The sequence below is a fragment of the Marinobacter sp. DSM 26671 genome, assembly GCF_900112835.1.
Lineage (GTDB): Bacteria > Pseudomonadota > Gammaproteobacteria > Pseudomonadales > Oleiphilaceae > Marinobacter > Marinobacter flavimaris.
In genome coordinates, this window is record NZ_FONF01000019.1 from 50,555 (window position 1) to 70,718 (window position 20,164).

Annotated in this window: 25 protein-coding genes; 14 read left to right on the forward strand and 11 right to left on the reverse strand. The window is 55.3% G+C overall.

What is annotated here, in order from left to right; all coding sequences use genetic code 11:
- Positions 1–49: 49 nt before the first annotated feature.
- Positions 50–1,381: a BCCT family transporter gene (locus tag BM035_RS17510; RefSeq protein ID WP_092033377.1), complete on the reverse strand. Its 1,332-nt coding sequence runs from the start codon at positions 1,379–1,381 to the stop codon at positions 50–52.
- A gap of 154 nt (positions 1,382–1,535) precedes the next feature.
- Here BM035_RS17510 and BM035_RS17515 point away from each other — a divergent pair, with 154 nt between their 5' ends.
- The 5 genes from BM035_RS17515 (at position 1,536) to BM035_RS17535 (ending at position 6,253) form a co-directional block, all read left to right on the forward strand.
- On the forward strand, positions 1,536–2,429 hold the full coding sequence (locus BM035_RS17515; protein WP_008172443.1) for a patatin-like phospholipase family protein: 894 nt from the start codon (positions 1,536–1,538) through the stop codon (positions 2,427–2,429).
- Between the two features lie 90 nt (positions 2,430–2,519).
- On the forward strand, positions 2,520–3,188 hold the full coding sequence (locus BM035_RS17520) for a glutathione S-transferase family protein (RefSeq protein WP_008172445.1): 669 nt from the start codon (positions 2,520–2,522) through the stop codon (positions 3,186–3,188).
- 66 nt (positions 3,189–3,254) lie between these two features.
- On the forward strand, positions 3,255–3,632 hold the full coding sequence (locus tag BM035_RS17525; RefSeq protein ID WP_008172447.1) for a cupin domain-containing protein: 378 nt from the start codon (positions 3,255–3,257) through the stop codon (positions 3,630–3,632).
- A 253-nt stretch (positions 3,633–3,885) separates the two neighbouring features.
- On the forward strand, positions 3,886–5,499 hold the full coding sequence (locus BM035_RS17530; RefSeq protein ID WP_092033380.1) for a GMC family oxidoreductase: 1,614 nt from the start codon (positions 3,886–3,888) through the stop codon (positions 5,497–5,499).
- A gap of 22 nt (positions 5,500–5,521) precedes the next feature.
- A complete protein-coding gene (locus BM035_RS17535) occupies positions 5,522–6,253 on the forward strand; it encodes an SDR family oxidoreductase (protein ID WP_053112856.1) in 732 nt (243 codons plus the stop codon).
- A 60-nt stretch (positions 6,254–6,313) separates the two neighbouring features.
- Here the strand turns inward: BM035_RS17535 and BM035_RS17540 are convergent, their stop codons facing one another.
- Together BM035_RS17540 and BM035_RS17545 are read right to left on the reverse strand one after the other, a co-directional pair.
- Complete coding sequence (locus BM035_RS17540) at positions 6,314–7,621, reverse strand: carboxylate--amine ligase (RefSeq protein ID WP_092033382.1); 1,308 nt, start codon at positions 7,619–7,621, stop codon at positions 6,314–6,316.
- A gap of 225 nt (positions 7,622–7,846) precedes the next feature.
- Positions 7,847–8,986: a mechanosensitive ion channel family protein gene (locus BM035_RS17545; protein ID WP_008172454.1), complete on the reverse strand. Its 1,140-nt coding sequence runs from the start codon at positions 8,984–8,986 to the stop codon at positions 7,847–7,849.
- Between the two features lie 176 nt (positions 8,987–9,162).
- Here BM035_RS17545 and BM035_RS17550 point away from each other — a divergent pair, with 176 nt between their 5' ends.
- Complete coding sequence (locus tag BM035_RS17550; RefSeq protein WP_008172455.1) at positions 9,163–9,336, forward strand: hypothetical protein; 174 nt, start codon at positions 9,163–9,165, stop codon at positions 9,334–9,336.
- Positions 9,337–9,344: 8 nt separating this feature from the next.
- On the opposite strand, the gene BM035_RS22665 is transcribed toward BM035_RS17550, so the two are convergent.
- Both BM035_RS22665 and BM035_RS17555 read right to left on the reverse strand, forming a co-directional pair.
- Positions 9,345–9,503 (reverse strand): hypothetical protein, encoded by a 159-nt coding sequence (locus BM035_RS22665; protein WP_008172456.1) that lies wholly within the window; start codon positions 9,501–9,503, stop codon positions 9,345–9,347.
- Positions 9,504–9,583: 80 nt separating this feature from the next.
- Positions 9,584–9,913: a rhodanese-like domain-containing protein gene (locus BM035_RS17555; RefSeq protein ID WP_008172458.1), complete on the reverse strand. Its 330-nt coding sequence runs from the start codon at positions 9,911–9,913 to the stop codon at positions 9,584–9,586.
- Positions 9,914–9,985: 72 nt separating this feature from the next.
- On the opposite strand from BM035_RS17555, the gene BM035_RS17560 reads away from it, so the two are divergent.
- Positions 9,986–10,189 carry a hypothetical protein gene (locus BM035_RS17560; RefSeq protein WP_008172460.1) on the forward strand — a complete coding sequence of 68 codons (204 nt, stop codon included), beginning with the start codon at positions 9,986–9,988 and terminating at the stop codon, positions 10,187–10,189.
- 23 nt (positions 10,190–10,212) lie between these two features.
- Here BM035_RS17560 and BM035_RS17565 read toward each other — a convergent pair whose 3' ends face one another.
- Both BM035_RS17565 and BM035_RS17570 read right to left on the reverse strand, forming a co-directional pair.
- Positions 10,213–10,647, reverse strand: a complete 435-nt coding sequence (locus BM035_RS17565; RefSeq protein ID WP_092033385.1) for an SRPBCC family protein — start codon at positions 10,645–10,647, stop codon at positions 10,213–10,215.
- 63 nt (positions 10,648–10,710) lie between these two features.
- Positions 10,711–11,178, reverse strand: a complete 468-nt coding sequence (locus BM035_RS17570; protein ID WP_167450398.1) for an AtaL-like protein — start codon at positions 11,176–11,178, stop codon at positions 10,711–10,713.
- Positions 11,179–11,380: 202 nt separating this feature from the next.
- Between BM035_RS17570 and BM035_RS17575 the strand changes: the two genes are divergently transcribed.
- From BM035_RS17575 to BM035_RS23000, 5 genes are read left to right on the forward strand one after another with little or no spacing between them, the layout of a single operon-like run.
- Positions 11,381–13,189 carry a Na/Pi cotransporter family protein gene (locus BM035_RS17575; protein WP_092033390.1) on the forward strand — a complete coding sequence of 603 codons (1,809 nt, stop codon included), beginning with the start codon at positions 11,381–11,383 and terminating at the stop codon, positions 13,187–13,189.
- Positions 13,190–13,245: 56 nt separating this feature from the next.
- Positions 13,246–13,476, forward strand: coding sequence for a hypothetical protein (locus BM035_RS17580; RefSeq protein ID WP_254775528.1), 231 nt, complete (start codon positions 13,246–13,248; stop codon positions 13,474–13,476).
- A complete protein-coding gene (locus tag BM035_RS17585; protein ID WP_092033395.1) occupies positions 13,473–14,072 on the forward strand; it encodes an NUDIX hydrolase in 600 nt (199 codons plus the stop codon). The genes BM035_RS17580 and BM035_RS17585 overlap by 4 nt, the downstream gene beginning before the upstream one ends.
- On the forward strand, positions 14,062–14,592 hold the full coding sequence (locus BM035_RS17590; RefSeq protein ID WP_254775529.1) for an MBL fold metallo-hydrolase: 531 nt from the start codon (positions 14,062–14,064) through the stop codon (positions 14,590–14,592). Before BM035_RS17585 ends, BM035_RS17590 begins: the two co-directional genes overlap by 11 nt.
- Positions 14,556–14,780: an MBL fold metallo-hydrolase gene (locus BM035_RS23000; protein ID WP_254775530.1), complete on the forward strand. Its 225-nt coding sequence runs from the start codon at positions 14,556–14,558 to the stop codon at positions 14,778–14,780. The genes BM035_RS17590 and BM035_RS23000 overlap by 37 nt, the downstream gene beginning before the upstream one ends.
- Here the strand turns inward: BM035_RS23000 and BM035_RS17595 are convergent.
- From BM035_RS17595 to BM035_RS17610, 4 genes are all read right to left on the reverse strand, one after another.
- Positions 14,775–15,689, reverse strand: coding sequence for a DUF4124 domain-containing protein (locus BM035_RS17595; RefSeq protein WP_092033397.1), 915 nt, complete (start codon positions 15,687–15,689; stop codon positions 14,775–14,777). The genes BM035_RS23000 and BM035_RS17595 overlap by 6 nt on opposite strands.
- Positions 15,690–15,906: 217 nt before the next feature.
- Complete coding sequence (locus BM035_RS17600; protein WP_092033438.1) at positions 15,907–16,362, reverse strand: metallophosphoesterase family protein; 456 nt, start codon at positions 16,360–16,362, stop codon at positions 15,907–15,909.
- Positions 16,363–16,378: 16 nt separating this feature from the next.
- Positions 16,379–16,861: an FKBP-type peptidyl-prolyl cis-trans isomerase gene (locus tag BM035_RS17605; protein WP_008172475.1), complete on the reverse strand. Its 483-nt coding sequence runs from the start codon at positions 16,859–16,861 to the stop codon at positions 16,379–16,381.
- Between the two features lie 89 nt (positions 16,862–16,950).
- A complete protein-coding gene (locus BM035_RS17610) occupies positions 16,951–18,708 on the reverse strand; it encodes a DEAD/DEAH box helicase (protein ID WP_092033400.1) in 1,758 nt (585 codons plus the stop codon).
- 228 nt (positions 18,709–18,936) lie between these two features.
- Between BM035_RS17610 and BM035_RS17615 the strand changes: the two genes are divergently transcribed.
- Positions 18,937–19,323, forward strand: a complete 387-nt coding sequence (locus BM035_RS17615; RefSeq protein WP_092033403.1) for a DUF4398 domain-containing protein — start codon at positions 18,937–18,939, stop codon at positions 19,321–19,323.
- A 27-nt stretch (positions 19,324–19,350) separates the two neighbouring features.
- Entirely contained in the window at positions 19,351–20,160 is an 810-nt protein-coding gene (locus BM035_RS17620; RefSeq protein ID WP_092033405.1) for an OmpA family protein, read from the forward strand.
- Positions 20,161–20,164 lie beyond the last annotated feature (4 nt).

Sequence of the window (20,164 nt, forward strand, 5' to 3'; positions counted from 1 at the left end):
GGCCCCTCAATGGGGGGCCCTTCCAGCGTCACCTGATATCAGCCTGGGGTTACACCATCTTGCCTTCGGCAATCAGCAAGCGGCGTTCATGATGAAGGCCTTTGAACAGGCTGTAGGTCATCACCAACAGCACCAGCGTAAACGGCAGCCCGACACTCAGGGCGCCAGCTTGCAGAGCGTTGAGGGCTTGTTCACCGCCAACGAACAGAAGCACCCCGCCTCCGAATGCGCTCATCCAGAACAGAGTAATGATGGTCGGGATGATCAGAACCGCCGTGACGAACTCACGCACCGTGCGACCATGGGAGACCCGCGCGATAAACATACCTACGAACGGTGACCAGGAAATCCACCAGGCCCAGTAGAAGACCGTCCAACCATGGAACCAGGTGGTGTCTTCCTCGCGGCCAAAGGGATTACTGAGCGAGAACATATTGGACGCGTAGGAGACCGACGTATCCCAGAGCCACTGGAACACGGCGAGTGTGGGGCCGGCAAATATTACAAACAGAAGCAGCAGCCCGGCCATGATCATGTTCGCGTTACTGAGAATCCGGACACCACCATGGATCCCCCGAATCACGGAGAGGGTAGCAACAGCCGTAACGCCGGCGATCACGCCGACCTGAATATTCAGGCCTCCCTCAATATCAAACAGGTAGGAAATACCGGATGCCGCTTGCTGGGCGCCAAACCCGAGCGAGGTTGCAAGACCAAAGATGGTCGCCAGTACCGACACAGTGTCGATAACATTGCCGGGCCACCCCCACACCTTGTCTCCCAGAATTGGAAAAAAGGCAGAGCGAATGGTTAGCGGCAGGCCTTTATTAAAGGCAAAAAACGACAGCGAGAGCCCGACAATCGCGTAGATTGCCCATGGATGCAGACCCCAGTGGTACATCGTTGCGCCCATCGCAAGCCGGGCACCCTCAGCAGTGTTTGGCTCAACACCCAGGGGCGTTCCATACCAGTCGGTGTAATAGGCCACCGGCTCGGCAACCGACCAGAACATAAGCCCGGTACCCATACCAGCTGCGAACAACATGGCAAACCAGGACAGCAGAGAGAACTCTGGCTTGGCATCAAGCCCGCCAATCCGAATCTTGCCCACCGGCATGAAAATAAGGGCCAGACAGAAAACAACAAACAGGTTTGCGCTGAGAAGAAAGCCCCAATCGAACACAGCGATCGCACCATTCTTGGCGCTATCGAGCAACTCCTTTGCACCTGCGGGGAAAATAAGTGTTCCGACAACAAAGGCAACAATCAGGATTGCGGTTAACGGAAATACGATGTTGTGGATATCGAAGCCGAACTTCTCGATATTATCCTGACCGGCTACGTAGTCGGTCTGATAATCGTCTGAAATGACGTCACCCAATGTGAGGACTCCTATGACTGCATAACCCGGCAGTCGGTTGGAAAGTTTACCTCTCTAAGTGCCACCCCAATATTTTGAACTCTAAGAATTAAAATTTCCAACTCTGTTAGACTTGTGCGCTACGAATCCTCGCAACGCCTGAAGGTTCCCGCTGATGAAACTCAACCCCTTTAACACCCGCATCGGTCTGGCTCTGGGAGGCGGCGCTGCCAAAGGCATTGCGCACATTGGTGTGCTGAAAGCGTTTGAAGAAGAGCAAATCAAGATTCATTGCATTTCGGGCACGAGCGCCGGCGCGCTTATCGCGAGCTATTACGCTTTCGGCCGCCCGGCGGAATCCATCCTCAGCATTTGCTCAACGCTGAACCTCTCCAAAATCATCAACTTTACCTTTGAGCGCGGAGGGCTGTTCAGCACCAACGCCATTCGGGAGATGATTCACCGCGATCTGGGCGATGTCCGGATCGAGGACGCCGAGATTCCGCTGGCCATCTGTGCCACGGATATCGAAACCGGTGAACAGCTGATCTTCCGGGAAGGCAATCTGGCGGATGTCGTGTGCGCCTCAATGGCGGTTCCCGGCCTGTTTGTACCTGTTGAAATCGATGGGCGGATTCTGGTGGACGGGGGGCTGGTGGAAAACGTCCCCATTTCGCCATTGGCCAAAATGGGTGCTGGTATTACGGTGGCCGTTGATCTCAGCCATGTCAGCCGTTATCCGAAGCCGGACAACACCTTCGATGTCATTTCCAACGCCATCAACATTGGCATCGATTTCAACACCCGCAAGCAACTGAAGCATGCCGACATATCGGTCCCTCTGGACCTGAGCGACTACAGCCTTACCAATAACGCCGACCGCGTTGACGAGCTTTATCGGGAAGGCTATCACCCGATGAAGAAGAAGATCCGCCAGGTACTCTGGTACAAAAGGATGCATGTTGCCATCAGTCTTCTGAAAACAACGCGAACGTTGATGCCCTTCAAGGTGCCCGAGATTCTGAAGGAGCTCAGGCGCCACGGCTTTGCGGTGCGCAATCGTAATTAGCCACTTAATCACCGCCAGCGGTGAACCAAAACGCTCTTTGCAGACTACTCTTCACACCCGACCATTTTTCAATGCGAACGGAGCTTGCGCATGATTACAGTTCACCACCTCAACAATTCCCGCTCACAGCGCGTTCTCTGGATGCTGGAAGAACTGGGTGTTCCCTACGAGATCAAGCATTACCAGCGAGATCCCAAGACCATGCTGGCCCCCGAAAGCCTGAAAAAGGTGCACCCGCTTGGAAAATCCCCGGTGATCACAGACGGCGATCTGGTGGTGGCCGAATCCGGTGCCATCATTGAATACCTGGCGCACACCTACGGCAAAGACACCATGCTCCCGGAGAGCGGGGGGCAAGCCTGGCTCGACTACACCTATTGGTTGCACTACGCCGAAGGCTCATTGATGCCGCCTCTGGTGTTGCGCCTTGTCTTCGAAAAGGTAAAAACCAGCCCGATGCCGTTCTTTGTTAAACCTGTCGCCAAAGGCATTTCGGACAAAACCAACGAGATGTTTATCGGCCCGATGATCAAGACCCACCTGGATTTCGTGGAAAGCCATCTGGCGAAGAACACCTGGTTCCTGGGGGACAAACTGAGCGCGGCGGACATCCAGATGAGCTTCCCGCTCGAGGCTTCCGTAGCCAGGGGCATCGTCGGCAGGAACCGGCCTCACATCAGCGGATGGGTCAAACGCGTTCATGCCCGACCGGCTTATCAGAGGGCGCTCGAGAAAGGCGGTGATTACGACTTCGCCTGAAGACCGGCGATCTGATTGAGGCTAAAAGGAGTATCAAATACTGAATTCACGGATGGAGATACTGGAATGAAAGAAGTTCGCAGAACCACGCTACCCGTTGTGGAAATGGCGAAAAGCAACGAAGAGTTCCGGCAGGTATTATGGACCGGAGATCATACGCAACTCGTTCTGATGGCCATTCCCGAAGGCGGCGAGATTGGCGGCGAAGTTCACGAGGGACATGATCAACTGCTTTATTTCGTCTCGGGCGAGGGAGAAGCGACAATCGGCGAAACGAAGGTACCTGTAAAGGCGGGCGACGTCAGCATCGTGCCCTCGGGTACCTTTCACAACTTCCGTAACACCGGAAACGGCATGCTCAAGCTTTACACAACCTACTGCCCACCAGAGCACGCCCCGGGAACCGAGCATGAAACCAAGCAAGAAGCGGATGCCGCGGAATGAATCCGCGGCCTACAGTCGCTTCAAGAAATTATCCAATGCCTGATTAACCGGATCCGGGTGCGAAAGATTTGCAGCATGCCCGGCACCGGGAATCACGATCAGTTCGGCATCCTACGCTCTTAGCAGTCTGTCCATCTGCCAAGAGGCGCTCGGCCAGGCCATGGTCTAACCTTGATCCTGCATCTCGTTGACTGCTGCCTTTTCTGGCTCAGGAAAGCGTACACCCAAAACAAAAACAGGAACCGGGGACCGTATGATTTTTGATTACATCATTGTAGGTGGCGGATCGGCTGGCGCCGTGATGGCGGCGCGATTGAGTGAGGACCCTGATGTCAGCGTCTGTCTCCTGGAGGCAGGTGGCAAGGGCGATCACTTGTTGACCCGCGCGCCAGCTGGTGTAGTCGCAATCATGCCCGGCCATGGCAAGATCAATAACTGGGCGCTCAATACAGAGCAGCAGCCCGAACTGGCTGGGCGTCGAGGATTCCAACCCAGAGGCCGTGGGCTGGGTGGTTCCAGCCTGATCAACGCAATGCTTTATGTGCGTGGACACAGGGCGGATTATGATGGATGGGCCGAGCTGGGTTGCGACGGATGGGGATGGGACGATGTTTTGCCCTACTTCCGCAAAGCGGAATGCCATGAAGGTGGAGCCAGCGAATACCACGGGGCCGATGGCCCACTGCATGTTTGCAAACAGCGATCACCAAGGCCCATTTCCGAAGCCTTTATCGATGCGGCTAAAGAGCACGGCTATCCCGCAAGCGACGATTTCAATACCGGCGACAACGAGGGCGTTGGCCTCTATGAAGTTACCCAGTTTCATGACACCGAACGCAATGGTGAACGCTGCTCCACCGCTGCGGCGTATTTGTATCCGATCATGGAACAGCGCAACAACCTAAAGGTTGTGACCGGTGCCCGTGCGACCCGAATTCTTTTTAACGGAAAACGTGCTTCCGGCGTTGAGTATCGACTCAAGGGCCGATCGCTCTCGGCCTCAGCAAACCGCGAAGTCATCCTATCCGCCGGTGCCTTCGGTTCACCGCAGTTACTACAGCTATCCGGAGTGGGAAATCCCGACGACATCCTCCCGCACGGTATTCCCATGATTCACGAACTGCCGGGTGTCGGCCGAAATCTGCAGGATCATCTGGATTTCATTCTGGCCTACAAGTCCGGGGATACCGATAACTTTGGCTTCAGTTTAACGGGCATGAAAAACATGCTTCGCCATTCCCTCCAATGGCGAACGGATGGGACGGGTATGATTGCCTCGCCCTTTGCAGAGGGGGCTGCATTCCTGAAGTCTGACCCGGAGCAGGACAAGCCAGACCTGCAGCTGCACTTCGTCGTCTCCATCGTGGAGGATCACGCCCGTAAACTGCATTGGGGACACGGCTTCAGTTGCCACGTCTGCAACCTGCGGCCGAAATCCCGAGGGCGTGTTTTTCTGCTCAGCGCCGACCCAATGACCGATCCCGGCATCGACCCCAACTATCTGTCCGATCCAGACGACCTGAATCTGACTATCAAAGGCGCAAAAATCACCCGGGAGATTCTCGAAGGGCCTGCACTCTCGCCGTACCGACAATCCGAAATGTTCGGCGTTCACGACGGCATGAGCGATGAGGAATGGGAACGCCACATTCGCGCCCGCGCGGATACGATCTATCACCCGGTAGGCACCTGCAAGATGGGCATAGATGATCTGGCCGTGGTTGACTCCAGCCTCAAGGTTCACGGACTTGAGGGTTTGCGGGTGGTCGACGCTTCAGTCATGCCGACTTTGATTGGTGGTAACACCAACGCCCCGACGATCATGATTGCTGAAAAGATCGCCGATACGATTCGAACCCACGGATAAAGGCCTCACTACAGGTGGCAAAATGACAACAACAGAAAAACCAGTTGCTCTAATCATCGGGGCCGGCGACCACCTAGGTTCTGCCATCGCCCGGCGCTTTGCAAAGGAAGGCTTCCACCTTGTGGTCACCCGCAGGCGCGGGGATCTTGATCTTCTCAGCTCGGAAATTCGGGCTCTCGGCTCGAGCGCGACAGCCATCCACTCCGATGCAAGGGACGAAGACCAGGTCATTGAGCTGGTTGAGCGCGTTGAGTCAGAGCATGGCCCAATACGGGTGGCCGTCTTCAACGTGGGCGGAAACGTTCGATACGATATCTGCGAGACCAGCACCCGGGTCTACCGGAAAGTCTGGGAGATGTGCGCACTGGCCGGGTTTCTGGTCGGGCGCGAGGTCGCAAAGAAAATGCTGCAACGCAATGAAGGCACACTCCTCTTTACCGGCGCCTCCGCCAGCCTCCGCGGCGGACGCGGCTTTGCGGCCTTTGCCGGCGGCAAGCATGCACTGCGCGCCCTGGCGCAAAGCACGGCAAGGGAATTAGGCCCGCAAGGGATTCACGTCGCTCACGTGGTGGTGGATGGCCTCATCCGCAATGAAGCCACGGCAGAATTTTTGCCGGACCTCTATGCGAGCAAGGGCGAGGACGGCATTATCGAGCCCGACGACCTCGCGGAAATCTATTGGCAGCTACACAACCAGCCACGCTCAGCCTGGACTTTCGAGCTCGATGCGCGGCCTTTCTCAGAGAACTGGTAACGCCCCGGAGAAGCTGTGTCGGACTATCAGGAGCCGGGTATCAGCCGGCTCCTGTCGTTCCTAGACGTAGAAGTCCAGCTCCTCCTGGGATTTCAGAAGATCCCGCATCTTGATCGGGTCGTCACCGAAGAAGAACACAAGCCCCCAGTGAGTACCAAAAGCGGATCGGTCCGGAACTGTTTCCTCGGCAGGGGCCACCAACTCGTGCGACTCAAAGTAAGGATGCTCAATGCACTCTTTGGGCATTTCCAGCTTGCTCACTACTCGGCGTCTCGGATAAACACCGAAGCAACCGGCATAACCTTTGGCATCGACCACTTCGCGGGGGAAGAAGGCATCGACCTCTTCCTTGGTGCTCTTGGGATCAAACACCAGCATGGAAGCCTGGTAGGCATTGAATCCATACGCGCGTTCAATCAATTCGAAGGCCTTGAACCCGGGTGGACGGTACGCAACTTCGCCAAAGTACATGGTGCCGTCGCTGGTTACGAAGTACTCCGGATGGATCAGACCGAACTGAATATCAAATGTTTTGACCAGCAATTCGATCTGCTTGGTGATTGCTTCGCGCCAGCTTTCAAGTTCCTTCGTGGCAGGAACAAACACCGAGTAACCCAGGGTGACGTACTCTGAGATATTCAGAAACCTGATTTTGCCATCGTGGATCCAGGCCTCAACAGCGAATTCCCAGCCACTCAGGTGACTTTCCATGAGCAGGGGGTATTCCTCGTCCGGAATCGTATCGATTTCTTCCAGCGTGCGGATCATGCGGTGACCCAGGCAGCCGGCTTTATCGAAGGCCTTCACGTGAATCGGATCGTCCGGGTCACCATCCAGTTTAAGCAGAGTCTGGTTAACCCGCTTCATGAAGCGAATGATGTCATCTTTTTCGTGGGCTTCTTCGAAAATCCCGACGCGAATACCACCAAGCTGGGCCCGACGTTTCATCAGCGCCTTGTCCCGGAACAAAATGGATTGGCCGTACATACGCGGATTATTCAACAGAACAGAGTTGATCGCGCCTAACCATTCCACCGTTTCCTCGAACAATGGGATTGCGACATCCACCCCTTCGGCTTTCAGCTTTTCAGCGATTTCCATTGACCGATCGTTCAGGCGAACAAAATCCCAGGGGATGAAGGGAATATTGTTGGCCGTGCAAAAATCGGCAGCCCAATCCGGGGCAACCACGATATAGCGGCGATCGAACTTCTGAGCCGCCTTGATCGCATTAATACTCCAGCCAAGAAGAGCAATATAGCCCTTGTTTGGGTCCTTGGGTGTTTCCGTTCCCAGAACCGAGTCCATGGAGGGATCGCGCCAGGCCAGCACTTCCTGCGACATTTTGGATTTCGGTGTGATCGCCATAAGTTACCCCTTTATATTCGAAATAACGCAAAGGGCATTGGCAACAACCCGATGCGTCAGACCAGAGTGTCCCAGCCAGACGCGGAAATTAGTTTCCATACACAACAATTTAGACCCTTACAGGCCAGGAAGCGAGCCTGTCCCTCCACTATCAAGACGATTGCGAAAGGATCAGGAGTCACAAGATGCAAGCATCCGAAGGGCTGCCTGCAAGGATTTTCCGTTTTATCCCCGTAGCCTGTAGAAAGGTTCGAGAACCGGCTTCAATCCTTTTGCATCGTCAATGAACAGCTGCAGATGCGGGAAGGGAATCTCTATACCGGCGGCATCCAGGGCTTCTTTCATCTGCTCGAGAATATCGGCCATGATTCTGGGCCGAACATCCAGGTTATCCGGCGTTATCCACACTTTGACTTCGAGGTTCACTGACGAATCACCGAGGCTTTTGAGCAAAACACGGGGCTCCATGCCAGCGCCCTGCAAAACTTCGGGATGTGCCAGCAAAACCGGCATCAGCACTTCCCTCGCCGCCTTCGCAGATTCCTTGTAAGCAATCCCCACGGGAATATTCAGGCGTGTCACGCCCTCTGCGCTGTAATTGATGATATCCGTGGAGGCAACACTGTCGTTTGGAATCATCGTGAAGATATTATCCCGGGTTCGCAGCCAGGTGGTTCGCAAGGCAATCTTCACCACTTTGCCTTCCTGTCCGTTGATGGTGACCCAATCACCGATTCGAAAAGGCCTTTCAATGAGCAGGGTGATTCCCGCAATGAAATTGGAGAGAGTGGATTGCGCTGCAAAACCAACGGCAATACCGACGATGCCCAGACCGGCGATAATCGACACCACATCGAAACCGAACTGGGCAAGCACCGTCACCACCGCAAGGGTTGCGGCGATAACCGCAAACAGATTCTCGACCAGTTGCCGGATGGAAGGATCCATTCGATAGCGTGAAGTGCCTTCCTTGATCAGACGCCGGAAAACTACCCAGACCACGTAGAAACCGAGGACCATGAAACCTGCCCTCGCCATCGCCTTGAGAACCTCAGGAGAAACCCCGAATTGCGCAAGAATAACTATCAGCGCACCCAACCCGGCCAGATAGCGCAGGCCGCTGCGCATCTGGATGTAAAGAGGGGTTTTGGTTCGCCGCTCACCAAGACCCAGCCTGATGGCAGCGATCAGAATCAGATAAACGCCCAGGAAGACGCCAAGGTAGATTACAGAGACCAGCAGCTGGCCAAGTACCTGTACCAGCAACGCCCCCCAGTCGAGATTCTCGCCTGACACTGCCTGAAAGGCATCGCCAAGATTTCGACGGAGCTGCTCAATCAAATCTGCACCGAATGATTCCATCATGATCTGCACGACACCTTTGCTGTCCGTACATCAAGTAAAGGCGCGAATGGCATTTTGCTCAAATGCCGATCCGAGCCTCTTTGAAGCGTATGTGCAAGTTACATTGACTGGTCACTCTGCAAGGTGCTCAATATAAGAACGACGACCTTGTGGAGGAGATAACGATGAAATGAATTGTGCTCGCAGTAATTGTCGCGATCATCGCCGTCTGGCTGTATCGGGGCAAACGCAAAAACTATATTGAAGATCCTGATGTGAAAACATTCGATGAGAAAGACTACTACCTCACATCGAATGACAACGCCTCAGATGACGAGTCCTCCCCCGATCAGAGCAATCCTCGTCACTGAGATGGGCGTTACTTTTTCAGGCTGATCTGCTTTGAACCCGTGGGGGATACTTGTCCGCTTTTGCCCTTGCCGACGTATTCCACAGATCCGCCCGCTTTCAAAAACGCGGCTGTCTGTTCTTCAATGGCAGCAGAAGTCAGGGTTACTTTCTCGGGTTTCTTGCTCATAGTGATATCCAGGTCGGGATGGCTTAATTAATATCGTAAGCCTTCCATTATACCTGAAGTGGCTAAAAATTGTTCGCTCCCTATAGACTGCGCGCTTCACGCGCCTCAGCCAGGCTCCCCTTGTTCTCAACATTTGTATAACCGGCACGCTCCAGAGCCGATTTTGCTTTACCTGCCCTGTTGCCACTGCGGCAATAAAGATTAATCTCGGTGTCTTTGTCCGGGAACCTCTCGGTAACCTCCGCAACGATCTGGTCATGCGGAATCAGCGGGTCTCCATCTATGTGGCTTTGCCGGTGTTCCGCCTCTGTGCGGACATCGATCCACACGGGCTTCGCGTGCGCTACTATCGGTGCCAGCGCAAGTGATAGCAGGATTAGCACCGCTTTCACTGAAAAAGACACTCTCATAACCAACTTGCTCCCTATTTTGAGGCTCTACAATTAGTCTATACGGGTAAACTTACCGGAGGAGTTCACCGCATGGAAACCGCTGACATCTTCCTGTCGCTGCTGTTCGGCTGCATCGGTTTCGCCTATTTCATGTATGGCCGGCGCAGGAAAAACATCGTCACCCGCTACTGCGGCATTGCCATGATCCTGTATCCCTACCTGGCCAGCAGCGCCTGGGAGATGCTGGCAGTGGGTGTAGGGCTCATGGTTGTGCCACGGTTTGTCGAGTTATGAATAGTGTGGGCTCAGCTCAAGCTCTAGAGGCGCTCAATAGCCTTGAGCAAAGAGCTGAAGGCTCTGGAAAAGCTGCGCTCAGCCAATCGGTCCATTACCTCACCCAGCAGCGGCACTTGCACGTGCCCTTCAGAAACCCAGGTAACCCGGGTCTGTTCGCCTTCTGGCTTTAAAACAATCTCTCCCTTCGTGTGCTGAACGGTGAACGGGCTCGATTTTTCAATTTGATAGTGCATTCGGTTTGGCCTCTCGAACCGGGTAATACGCTCAGTGAGCTCGAGCCGGCCCGCTCCGACAATTCTCAGGGCGCCAATGCCATTTTTCTCATCTCTACCCTCTTCAATCAGTAAAGACTTGCTAACCCCGGGAAACCGGGAATAGCGGGCGTGGTCGGAGATGGCTTCAAAGACTGATTCAATATCCTTCTCGAGAACTCGTTCGACATGTATGCGAAACATGGCTACTCCTCAACTTTGGGCTCACGGACAGGATACGCTCCCACTCCATCAAACGAGTGGGATTTATCGGAATACCCCTGTCTCGGCCAACTGCCGAATGATCTGAATCGTCTCAATGTCTGTGGCTACATAGGCCTGTTCAAGATACTGGTCATAGGGCATCGAATCACCGCGGTTCTCGATGCTCGCTGTTTCATACCGGAAACGGACAAACAGTGATGCCGGCTCGGGCTCTTCGATATCCATGACAAGTGTTGCGGCCGGGAGGTTGGCCGTTGGCTGAGTCCGGTACTCTATCCTCGCCTCGTGCCAGAAAGTGACTTCATCGACCACATGCAGTCCCGGCAGCTGGAGGCTACGCTTCAGGTAAGCCGGACCCTGATCCAGAATCTCGTAATCATCGACACCAACGAGGAACTTGTCCGGGCGCCGGGCCCTGAGCACCAGCCCCTCCCACACCTGGAATCGGGTCAGAACCGGTAGCTCTGGCTTGGTCAGGTCGTTTATCTGAACGATATGCTCGAACGTCATCTGGCCTCCTGTCGTGCGCATCGCAAGGCACGGTTTCAATCGCTCGCCTTTTTGCGATGAATGCCGGGTTATTAAAGTTCGATTCACGGTTTGGGTACGCGTTTAAAAAGTTAACAGCCTACAATTCAAAAGGATGATCACTGGAATGGTTCCAGTGCAACCTGATAGTCAAATAATTCATAAAAGGGGACGTTGAATCCCAGTGAACTATCGCCAACTCTTTCTTGCTCTGATCCTCGGAATCCTCGCCCTTGCGCTATGGGTGAGCCCAGAGTTCAAACAGATTGCCGCCGGCGTTGCCATTTTTCTGTTCGGCATGCTCTCGCTGGAGAACGGGTTTCGCCAGTTTACCGGTGGTTTTCTCGAGAGCGTGCTGCGTCGTACAACCGATACGATTCCGAAAAGCCTCGGTTTTGGCATCGTCAGTACCGCCATCATGCAGTCCAGTTCCCTGGTATCGGTGATCACGATTTCGTTTTTGAGCGCCGGCTTGCTTCCGCTGATCACGGGTATCGGCATTATCTTCGGCGCCAATCTTGGCACCACGACCGGCGCCTGGTTATTCGCCACCATCGGTATGAAAATGAGCCTTTCGGCCTTTGCCTTGCCGATGCTTGTCTTTGGCGTGGTACTGAATTTTCAGCAACCACGAGCCTGGAAAGCCTTCGGTGCAATTCTCGCCGGGCTCGGGTTTCTGTTTCTCGGTATCGATTTCATGAAGGCGGGCTTCGAAAGCTATCAGTCGGCTGTCGATCTGCGCGAGTATGCAATGGACGGTATCTCAGGACTTCTTGTCTACACAGGCCTCGGAATTCTGGCGACCGTCGTGATGCAATCCAGCCATGCGACGCTGGCGCTGACTCTGGCCGGTCTGGCCACGGGCCAGATTACCTACGAAAACGCTCTGGCCCTGGCCATTGGTGCAAATATTGGTACAACCGTCACCGCTCTGATCGGTGGTCTGGGTGCAAATATCACTGGCAAGCGTCTGGCAGGCGCCCATCTCCTGTTCAACGCGGTAACGGCGGTGATTGCCCTGGTGCTGATCGAGCCCCTGCGCTGGTCAGTGGATGCCCTGTCAGCCCTCATGTCGATCGCCGACGATGACTACACGGTCAAGCTCGCCGTATTCCACACCCTGTTCAACTGCCTTGGTGTTGCCATCATGCTGCCACTGATATCGAGAATGGCACGGGCACTCGAGCGCTGGCTGCCAGAGCGAGAGGAAGAGGTCGCCGCACAGCCGCGGTACCTGAATCAGGCTGCGATGGACTCACCCGATAGTGCAAACGCGGCAGTGCGCAGGGAGGTCTGGCACCTGTTCGATCAAGCCTTCGTTATCCTTGCCCATGGTCTCCACCTGCACCGCGAAAATATTCGCCAGAGCGATGACCTTGAAGCGATGATTAACAATTCCCGGGAACGCATCGATATCGACATCGACCTGATCTACCGACAGCGAGTAAAACGCCTGTACAACGCCATTCTCGACTTTATTTCCGGGCGAATGACCCGGGAGTCGCCGGCCAACTCCACCGAATCGCTTTATCGTCTTCAGCATGCTGCCGCGGAGATGGTCGAAGCCATCAAGCATGTCAAACACCTACGCAAGAATCTCACAATTTATATGGCGTCGGATAACGCCACGATTCGCAAAGAGTACAACGAGCTTCGACTGCGAGTCGCGATGGTACTGCGTGAGACCCATCGTTTTTACGAAGGCCGGTTTGAGGATGCCAGCGCAGCAATACTGGAGCTCGACGAGATCGCTGTGCGTGCACGAGTAGACCGCGAATCGATGGTCGGTCGTGTCACAAAACTCCTGGGTGCAAAACGGATTGATGCCGCCATGGCTACGTCTCTGCTAAACGACTCTGCCTACGCCAGCGAAACCGTCGATGCTATTCTGACAGGAACCCGCGAGCTCCTGACTGCCATGGATGTTGAAGCCGCTCGAACCACAGAGGAGCTGTCGGTGAGCGACGCAGGGCGGGCAGAAGTCATGCCATGACGAATTCCGATTAAGCTTTAAACAGAGAGGACGGAACAGTGGGTTTCAAGGATCTTGTGGCGAAGCTTGACGATATTCTGGGCGACCATGACAAGGGTAAGTCCCTGGAGCTTGAAGAACTGAAGCGGCTTGAAGAGCGGCTGGTGGAGAAACAGGAGAAATACCGCGACCGACTGACTTCCGGCGCCCCGGGGGAAACACCCGCTCAAACAGAAGTTCGCCTGCGAGTTGTTGAGGCGCAACTTGCCAAACTGAGGGAGCTTATGAAAGAGGATAGTCTTTCTTGACCTCGAAATCCTGGCTAAGCCATTTGCGCCCCCACAAGATACCGTTTCGGCGCCGATTCGCCCGAGCGTCCGTCGCCCTTATCTTTCGAAGCACAGAAAACGGTGGCAAGGAGCTGCTCTTTATCCAGCGGGCCCGTCGGGAGGGTGACCCCTGGTCTGGCGACATGGCTTTCCCGGGCGGCCGCCTGCAACCTGAAGATGCATCTGCACGCGCCGCTGCCGAGCGGGAAACACTGGAAGAAACCGGCATGGATCTGAGGCGCCACGGCCGCTTTCTCACCCGGCTTTCCGATCTGGTCACCCGCCATCACAGCCGCTGGCGCCCGATGGTGGTCACCCCCTATGTGTTCGAGTGGCGGGGACCAAAGTCGGTCTCAACGAATCACGAAGTCGAGCGAGCGGTCTGGGTGCCGATGGACTACCTCGGCGCAGACGCGAACCAGGGCCGACTTTCCTGGCGCACGCCCCTGGGCACACTCAACATGCCCTGTTGCCGTTACCAGGATGCCTGCATCTGGGGATTAAGCTACAGCATGTTGCAGGAGCTACTGGCATTGGCCCCTGGCAAGAATGAGAGTTCGATCCATGACCGTTGACCGTAACCGCCTTGCCGCTCTCGCTGCGGAACCGCATTTCTATCGGGGCAGGTACCGCAACCTGGAGCCAGTCCCCCGGCATGGCATTGGCGATTTTATGCGCTGGCAACTGGCCCCGGGCCGCAACTTCCCGAAGGGAAAACGCTTCACACTGCTGCGGCCAGATACGCATTCCCTGATGAGTCCGCCCGAAGAACCACAACTGGTCTGGCTGGGTCACGCCTCGTTCCTGTTCCAGTATCGTGGTCTGAACGTGCTCACCGACCCGGTACTGTCGGAACGCGCCAGCCCCTTTCAACTGGTCGGGCCGAAGCGTTATACACCGCCGGCCCTGACGGTAGCAGACATGCCGCCGATTGATTTGGTGCTGATTTCCCACAACCACTACGACCACCTTGATGAAAAAACCGTGCGCCAGTTACACCGGCGCTTCGGAGACAACCTGCGCTGCTGCCCATTGGGGCCTACGACCCGCGCTGGTTCATGGCGCCGGTGCACGTGGCCCCGGAAGAGGCGGTGAGCATTCATCAGGATATCGGTTCCCGACAGTCGGTGGCGATGCACTGGGGCACGTTCGTGCTCACCGACGAGCCCATGGACGAGCCACCCCGACGGCTAAGAGCCGCCCTGGAGCGACAAGGGCTGAACGAAACGAACTTTCGGGTGATGCAGCACGGGGAAGTCTGGTCGCCGGCTTCGAACTTATAACCTGACGACGCCCTCTCCCTGATCGTGCAACCAGCGCCGCCAGTCGAGGGCCAGCATGCTTACACCACCAATGTAATTGTCGTTGACCAGATAATAGGAGATGGTGCGATCTCCCCGATTAAAGTTGTGCATCAGGCGCACCACAAAGTTTCTTCGGGTAGGTTTGGACATCAGGAAATACACGAACTGGCCAGACTGGGCCCGCAGGCTTCCGCGCCCCGACAGATCAGAATGTCGCCACTTGTTGCTTGGCAGCTTCAATAGCTGATCGATGCCCGCCAGACGGCCCTGTTCAAGTGCCTGATCAACCACCCACTGATTTTCACGGTGGCGCTCAAAATACAAGCCGGATTCATCGCGCTCAATGGTCTCCATCTGCTCTGCCAACCCTTCGTTCAGCCAGGCTGGCGCATAGGGAACGATGGTATCGACAACCGCATGACTCACTTCGTGCTTGATGGTTTTGAAGGTGAGATTTCTGTTTTTACGAACATAGACGACGATCTGGTGTTCGGAAGGTATGTAAAGCCCATAAGAGGCAACAGCCATCCCCCTGTTCCGACGGACGAGGTAGTTACGGTATGCCGCGCTGTCTTTGAGAATCAGAATATTGACCGGCACCGTCCGGTGCATATCAAAAGACATCACCCGGTCGAAGAACTCATAGACGTTGTTTACGCCTTCAACGATCTGCTGGTGTTCCGCTTCGCTCAGCTCAACATCAACAGTTCTGATATCGATCTCAAAACGCGACCATTCAGAGGCACCTGGCTTAACATTGACCACTTCCTGCGCGACCCGGTGATCCTGCCGATCGCCGAAATGCACCTGGCCGTTTTCATCCACCCATTTATAGATCTTTGCAGAAACCGGGCACGCAGCCATCATAAACAGCGTTAAAACCACCACTGGATAAACGGCTTTCCTTAACCTTTTAAACACTGAACATTACCCGACCACACATTGGAAAACAGTTCCGACAGACAAAAAGGTACAGAAAAAGCAGGGTGCCGCCAACGCCTAAAGGTGCAAAGTCACGCCGTTTTCGTTGAGCACTTTCGTGATGTTCTCAATGTCCAGTTGGCCGAGCGGAATTTCTATGTCGGCGCATTGGTTGCCGATTCAATCAAGTCGCCAGCTCGACAATTTCACCAGTCACACCGTCTTCAGTCACCTCCAACCGCCCCACCGTAATCGGCAAAGTAAAGCGTCTGGGGCCTGCGCCACCAGGATTGAAGTACAGCACATCGCCAATCCACTCGTTACGGGGTTTGTGGGAGTGGCCAGCAATCACCACGCGGTAGCGGCCTTGCGGATCGAAGTCGAGGGTTTTGACATCGTGGAGCATGTAAACGGCCTGGCCGAGAAACTCCAGATCTCGAGTATCGGGAAGCTCAGCTGCACGGCCGGATTTATCGATATTACCGCGGATGGCAATGACCGGCGCGATCGCCTCGAGCGCGTCCAGAACGTCGTCCCGCCCGACATCGCCGGCATGCAGGATGACCTCCGAGCCCTTCAAGGCTTCCAGGGCTTCTGGACGCATTTTGCTATGCGTATCTGCAATCACGCCGATCTGCATGCCTGCCCCCAGATGCTTAGTGGTGGTGGCCGCCCGGGCCATGCGCGTGGCCGTGGGCTATCTCTTCCGAGGTCGCGGCGCGCACGTCAATCACCTCAATATCAAAGGTCAGGGTTCTGCCGGCCATCGGATGGTTGGTGTCCACATCGGCAAATTTGTGGCCCACCTTCGCAACAACCACGTGGCGAGGCCCCTGCTCGGTCTGAACCTGAGCAACCATGCCCGCCTTCCAGCGTTTGGCCCCCATCAAATGCTTGATCGGCACCCGCTGGATGGCATCGGGCTTGCGGGGCCCATAGGCTTTATCGGGAGTGACAGTCACACTGAAGGTATCGCCGGCATCGCGACCTTCCAGGGCTTCTTCCAGGCCCTTGATGATGCCGCCATGGCCATGCAGGTAGGCGTTCGGCTCGCCGCCGTGGGAGTCTTCAACAGCGTTGTCTTGCTCATCACGAACGCTGTAGTGGAACAGGACGACCTGATTCTTTTCAATTGGCATAGGGTTCTCTTCGATGATTTTAGATACGCCATTATAACGAGCAGCGGAGCTGACTGCAGGCAAGTAAAAGCAGGATAGGAAAACCGGGCCTAAACTTCATTCGCCTTCCGAAACTGCCCCTGATAATCAAAAACCCGTTCCTGCACCTGCCAATAGTGTTTTTGCTTGCGGGCAATCACGAAATCCGGTGCCGGCAATAAGGCCTCCAGCTCAAGCACCTCATCCGCTGATCTGAACGCTTGCGGGGCCTGGCTATTGGCAAAACGACGCCCGAACAGTCTGTTAAAAACAGCGCGTTGGCCCGGCTTGCTGAAATCAAACGACTCGCCGACCTCTTCCCCATTTTCCCCGTGATAGGTGATCTTCAACTTGCTGCCATCGGCGACCAGCGATATCCCGGCGCAGCGGATTACCATGGCATCCTTTAGTTTCAGCGCATCCCGGAGCTGGTCATCCGGGTCGATGATGGCTTTCTGGCACTGGTGGCAGTTACGGGCTGCGATATCATTCTCGGCCCCGCAATGCGGGCACTCCTTGAAGCGGAAACGGTAATCGCACTGCTGCGGGCGTTCATCCTGAACCCTGTCAACCGGCTCCAGCAGCCCCTGGCAACGGCGGCCGTAGTGCTCGATCACACGGCCATCATCGTCTGTTTTGCCCCAGAAGATATTGGCAAACCCGCAGCCCGGGCAGAACACCTGCACCGGCTCACTATCAGGGTTCGGCTTTGGCTCCCCCACTTCCGGATGATGCAGATTCACATGGTTGCCGGCGTAATCGATCACCAGGCAATCCTGTTTACCCTCATCCAGACGAAGCCCGCGGCCCACTATTTGCTGATAGAGACTCACCGACTGGGTGGGCCGAAGAATGGCGATGAAGTCCACATGAGGCGCATCAAAGCCCGTGGTGAGCACGGACACATTCACCAGATATTTCAACTGCCGCTGCTTGAAGCGCTGAATCAGCAAGTCCCGATCCTTCAGATCGGTGGCGCCCGTTATCAAGGCAGTTTCGTGTTCTGGCAGGTACCCGGCAACCTCCCGCGCATGCTCCACGGTGGCCGCAAAGATCATCACGCCCTGACGCTCGGCAGCCAACTCCACAACCTGCTCAATGATCGCCCGGGTCACGCGCTTGTGTTTGCTCAGCAGCTGGTTAACGTCCCTCTCGGCGTATTCGCCAAAGCGGTCCTGGGGCAGCGCAGAGAAATCGTATTGCGCCACTGCCGCGTTCACCAGCTCCGGCCGAGTGAGATACCCTCGATTGATCATGTAAGTCAGCGGTAGCTCGTAAATGCAGTACTGAAAGGGCTTGTCATCCTCGCCCCGAACAAAGCCCCGATAGTGATAGCGATAGATCCAGCCCATGGCCAGGCGATAGGGCGTAGCAGTCAGCCCGAGCACTTTCAGAGAATCGTTCTGTTGCCGCAAGAGCTCTATGATGCGCTGATACTGACTGGTTTCTTCCCCGCTGACCCGATGGCATTCATCGATAATGACCAGCGAGTATTCGTCCCGAAACTGATCCAGGTTTGCCGATACCGACTGCACACTGGCAAAGGTCACCTGGTGGTGCCTTTCCTTCCGCTTCAGCCCGGCGGAGAAAATTCCGCCGGTTAATCCATAACTCTGATACTTGGCGTGATTCTGCTCCACCAGCTCCTTTACGTGGGTTACCACAAGGATCTTTCGCTTTGCGAGACGCGCCAACTCGGCAATAACCAGGCTTTTCCCCGCACCGGTTGGTAGCACGATAACGGCGGACTCATCGGTTTTCCGAAAATGAGCCAGCGTGGCGTCAACCGCTTCCCGCTGGTAAGGCCGGAGTTTGAAAGGAGCGTTCATTTTGGAGGGCTTACTCGTTCTCAGACAGTGTGTTTCGATTCTTAATGTTCATTGATAAATGCTCATGTGCACAACACTACTGACTGCTATCTTTGAATTGAGGAAGTAGAGGCGTTTGAGCTGACAGATACCCTGAGTTCTCCGCAAGGTCCATTACCACAGATCAGCAACCTGACTGGATTAAAGGAATCAGTCAGGCCTCCGTTTTCCAGTAGAAGGAGATATTGCATGAGCAATTATATGTCGATATTGGGCGCCGTCGGGATTGCCGGCATAGCCGTCGCTATCAACGGTTGCGCAGGCTCCGTCGAGCCCCCCACCTCTCAAATGCGAGCCGCCGAATCTTCCGTTCAACAAGCGGTGTCATCCGACGCAAGAAACTTTGAGCCAGTGCTGCTGAATCAGGCCCAGAACAAGCTTGCCGATGCCGAAGAGCTCATCGACGATGAAATGAGCGAAGAGAATTATCAGAGAGCACTGCACCTTTTGGAACAGGCATCCGTCGATGCTCAGCTGGCCGGCGCGCGTGCCGAAACTGCAAAAGCCAGACAGGCTGTGGAAGAGATCAACAGGAACATCGAGTCTCTTCGCCAACGCATGAATGGAAGCCAGTAAGGGCGCCAGCTTAAACAGGAGATTGATATGAACAATCGATACATGATTTTGAGCATGGTTGTCGGCTTTTCCGTCTTCCTGGCCGGATGTGCCAGTACGCCCAAGGACAATCAGATGGTTGATGAAGCAAAGGCGGCCTATGAGGACATTCGAACCGATCCAGACGTTGCCCGCAGTGGCGACCGCCAGCTGAGAAGCGCCAGGGATCAGCTGGCCCGCGCTGAACGATTACTGGAAGAGGGTGCCAGCACCGCGGAAATCGAGCATGCGGCCTACCTGGCCAATCGCCATGCCGAGATTGCCCGGGAGCAGGCCGAACGCGCCAAGCTGCAGCAACAGATAAACTCCGCCGAAGAAAGACGCAAGGAACTGGAGTTGCAGGCTCGCTCTGCAGAGGCTCAGGCTGCCCAGCAGGAAGCCGCTGAATTGCGCCGTCAAATGGAGGCTATGCAGGCCGAACAGACAGACCGTGGCATGGTACTTACCCTCGGTGACGTTCTGTTCGACCTGAATCGTGCTGAACTGAAACCTGCAGGGGAAACGACAGTAGGCCGCCTGGCTGACTTCATGGCTGAATATGAAAACCGTCGCGTGCGCGTGGAAGGATACACGGACAGCACCGGAGCAGAATCTTACAACCAACAACTGTCAGAGCGTCGGGCTGAGGCTGTAAGAGAGGCCCTGATGGATAGAGGTATTAATCGCGCCCGGATTGAAGTGCAGGGATTCGGAGAACAATACCCGGTTGCGACGAACGAAACATCCGCAGGGCGCCAACAGAACAGGCGGGTCGAGATAGTGATTTCCGATGCGGACGGCAATATAAAAGAACGTTAGAACG

Coding starts and splice junctions, on each gene's coding strand:
- BM035_RS17515 (WP_008172443.1), top strand. CDS start 1,536: ATGAAACTCAACCCCTTTAACACCCGCATCGGTCTGGCTCTGGGAGGC.
- BM035_RS17520 (WP_008172445.1), top strand. CDS start 2,520: ATGATTACAGTTCACCACCTCAACAATTCCCGCTCACAGCGCGTTCTC.
- BM035_RS17525 (WP_008172447.1), top strand. CDS start 3,255: ATGAAAGAAGTTCGCAGAACCACGCTACCCGTTGTGGAAATGGCGAAA.
- BM035_RS17530 (WP_092033380.1), top strand. CDS start 3,886: ATGATTTTTGATTACATCATTGTAGGTGGCGGATCGGCTGGCGCCGTG.
- BM035_RS17535 (WP_053112856.1), top strand. CDS start 5,522: ATGACAACAACAGAAAAACCAGTTGCTCTAATCATCGGGGCCGGCGAC.
- BM035_RS17540 (WP_092033382.1), bottom strand. CDS start 7,621: ATGGCGATCACACCGAAATCCAAAATGTCGCAGGAAGTGCTGGCCTGG.
- BM035_RS17545 (WP_008172454.1), bottom strand. CDS start 8,986: ATGATGGAATCATTCGGTGCAGATTTGATTGAGCAGCTCCGTCGAAAT.
- BM035_RS22665 (WP_008172456.1), bottom strand. CDS start 9,503: ATGAGCAAGAAACCCGAGAAAGTAACCCTGACTTCTGCTGCCATTGAA.
- BM035_RS17555 (WP_008172458.1), bottom strand. CDS start 9,913: ATGAGAGTGTCTTTTTCAGTGAAAGCGGTGCTAATCCTGCTATCACTT.
- BM035_RS17560 (WP_008172460.1), top strand. CDS start 9,986: ATGGAAACCGCTGACATCTTCCTGTCGCTGCTGTTCGGCTGCATCGGT.
- BM035_RS17565 (WP_092033385.1), bottom strand. CDS start 10,647: ATGTTTCGCATACATGTCGAACGAGTTCTCGAGAAGGATATTGAATCA.
- BM035_RS17570 (WP_167450398.1), bottom strand. CDS start 11,178: ATGACGTTCGAGCATATCGTTCAGATAAACGACCTGACCAAGCCAGAG.
- BM035_RS17590 (WP_254775529.1), top strand. CDS start 14,062: ATGACCGTTGACCGTAACCGCCTTGCCGCTCTCGCTGCGGAACCGCAT.
- BM035_RS23000 (WP_254775530.1), top strand. CDS start 14,556: ATGGCGCCGGTGCACGTGGCCCCGGAAGAGGCGGTGAGCATTCATCAG.
- BM035_RS17600 (WP_092033438.1), bottom strand. CDS start 16,362: ATGCAGATCGGCGTGATTGCAGATACGCATAGCAAAATGCGTCCAGAA.
- BM035_RS17605 (WP_008172475.1), bottom strand. CDS start 16,861: ATGCCAATTGAAAAGAATCAGGTCGTCCTGTTCCACTACAGCGTTCGT.
- BM035_RS17610 (WP_092033400.1), bottom strand. CDS start 18,708: ATGAACGCTCCTTTCAAACTCCGGCCTTACCAGCGGGAAGCGGTTGAC.
- BM035_RS17615 (WP_092033403.1), top strand. CDS start 18,937: ATGAGCAATTATATGTCGATATTGGGCGCCGTCGGGATTGCCGGCATA.
- BM035_RS17620 (WP_092033405.1), top strand. CDS start 19,351: ATGAACAATCGATACATGATTTTGAGCATGGTTGTCGGCTTTTCCGTC.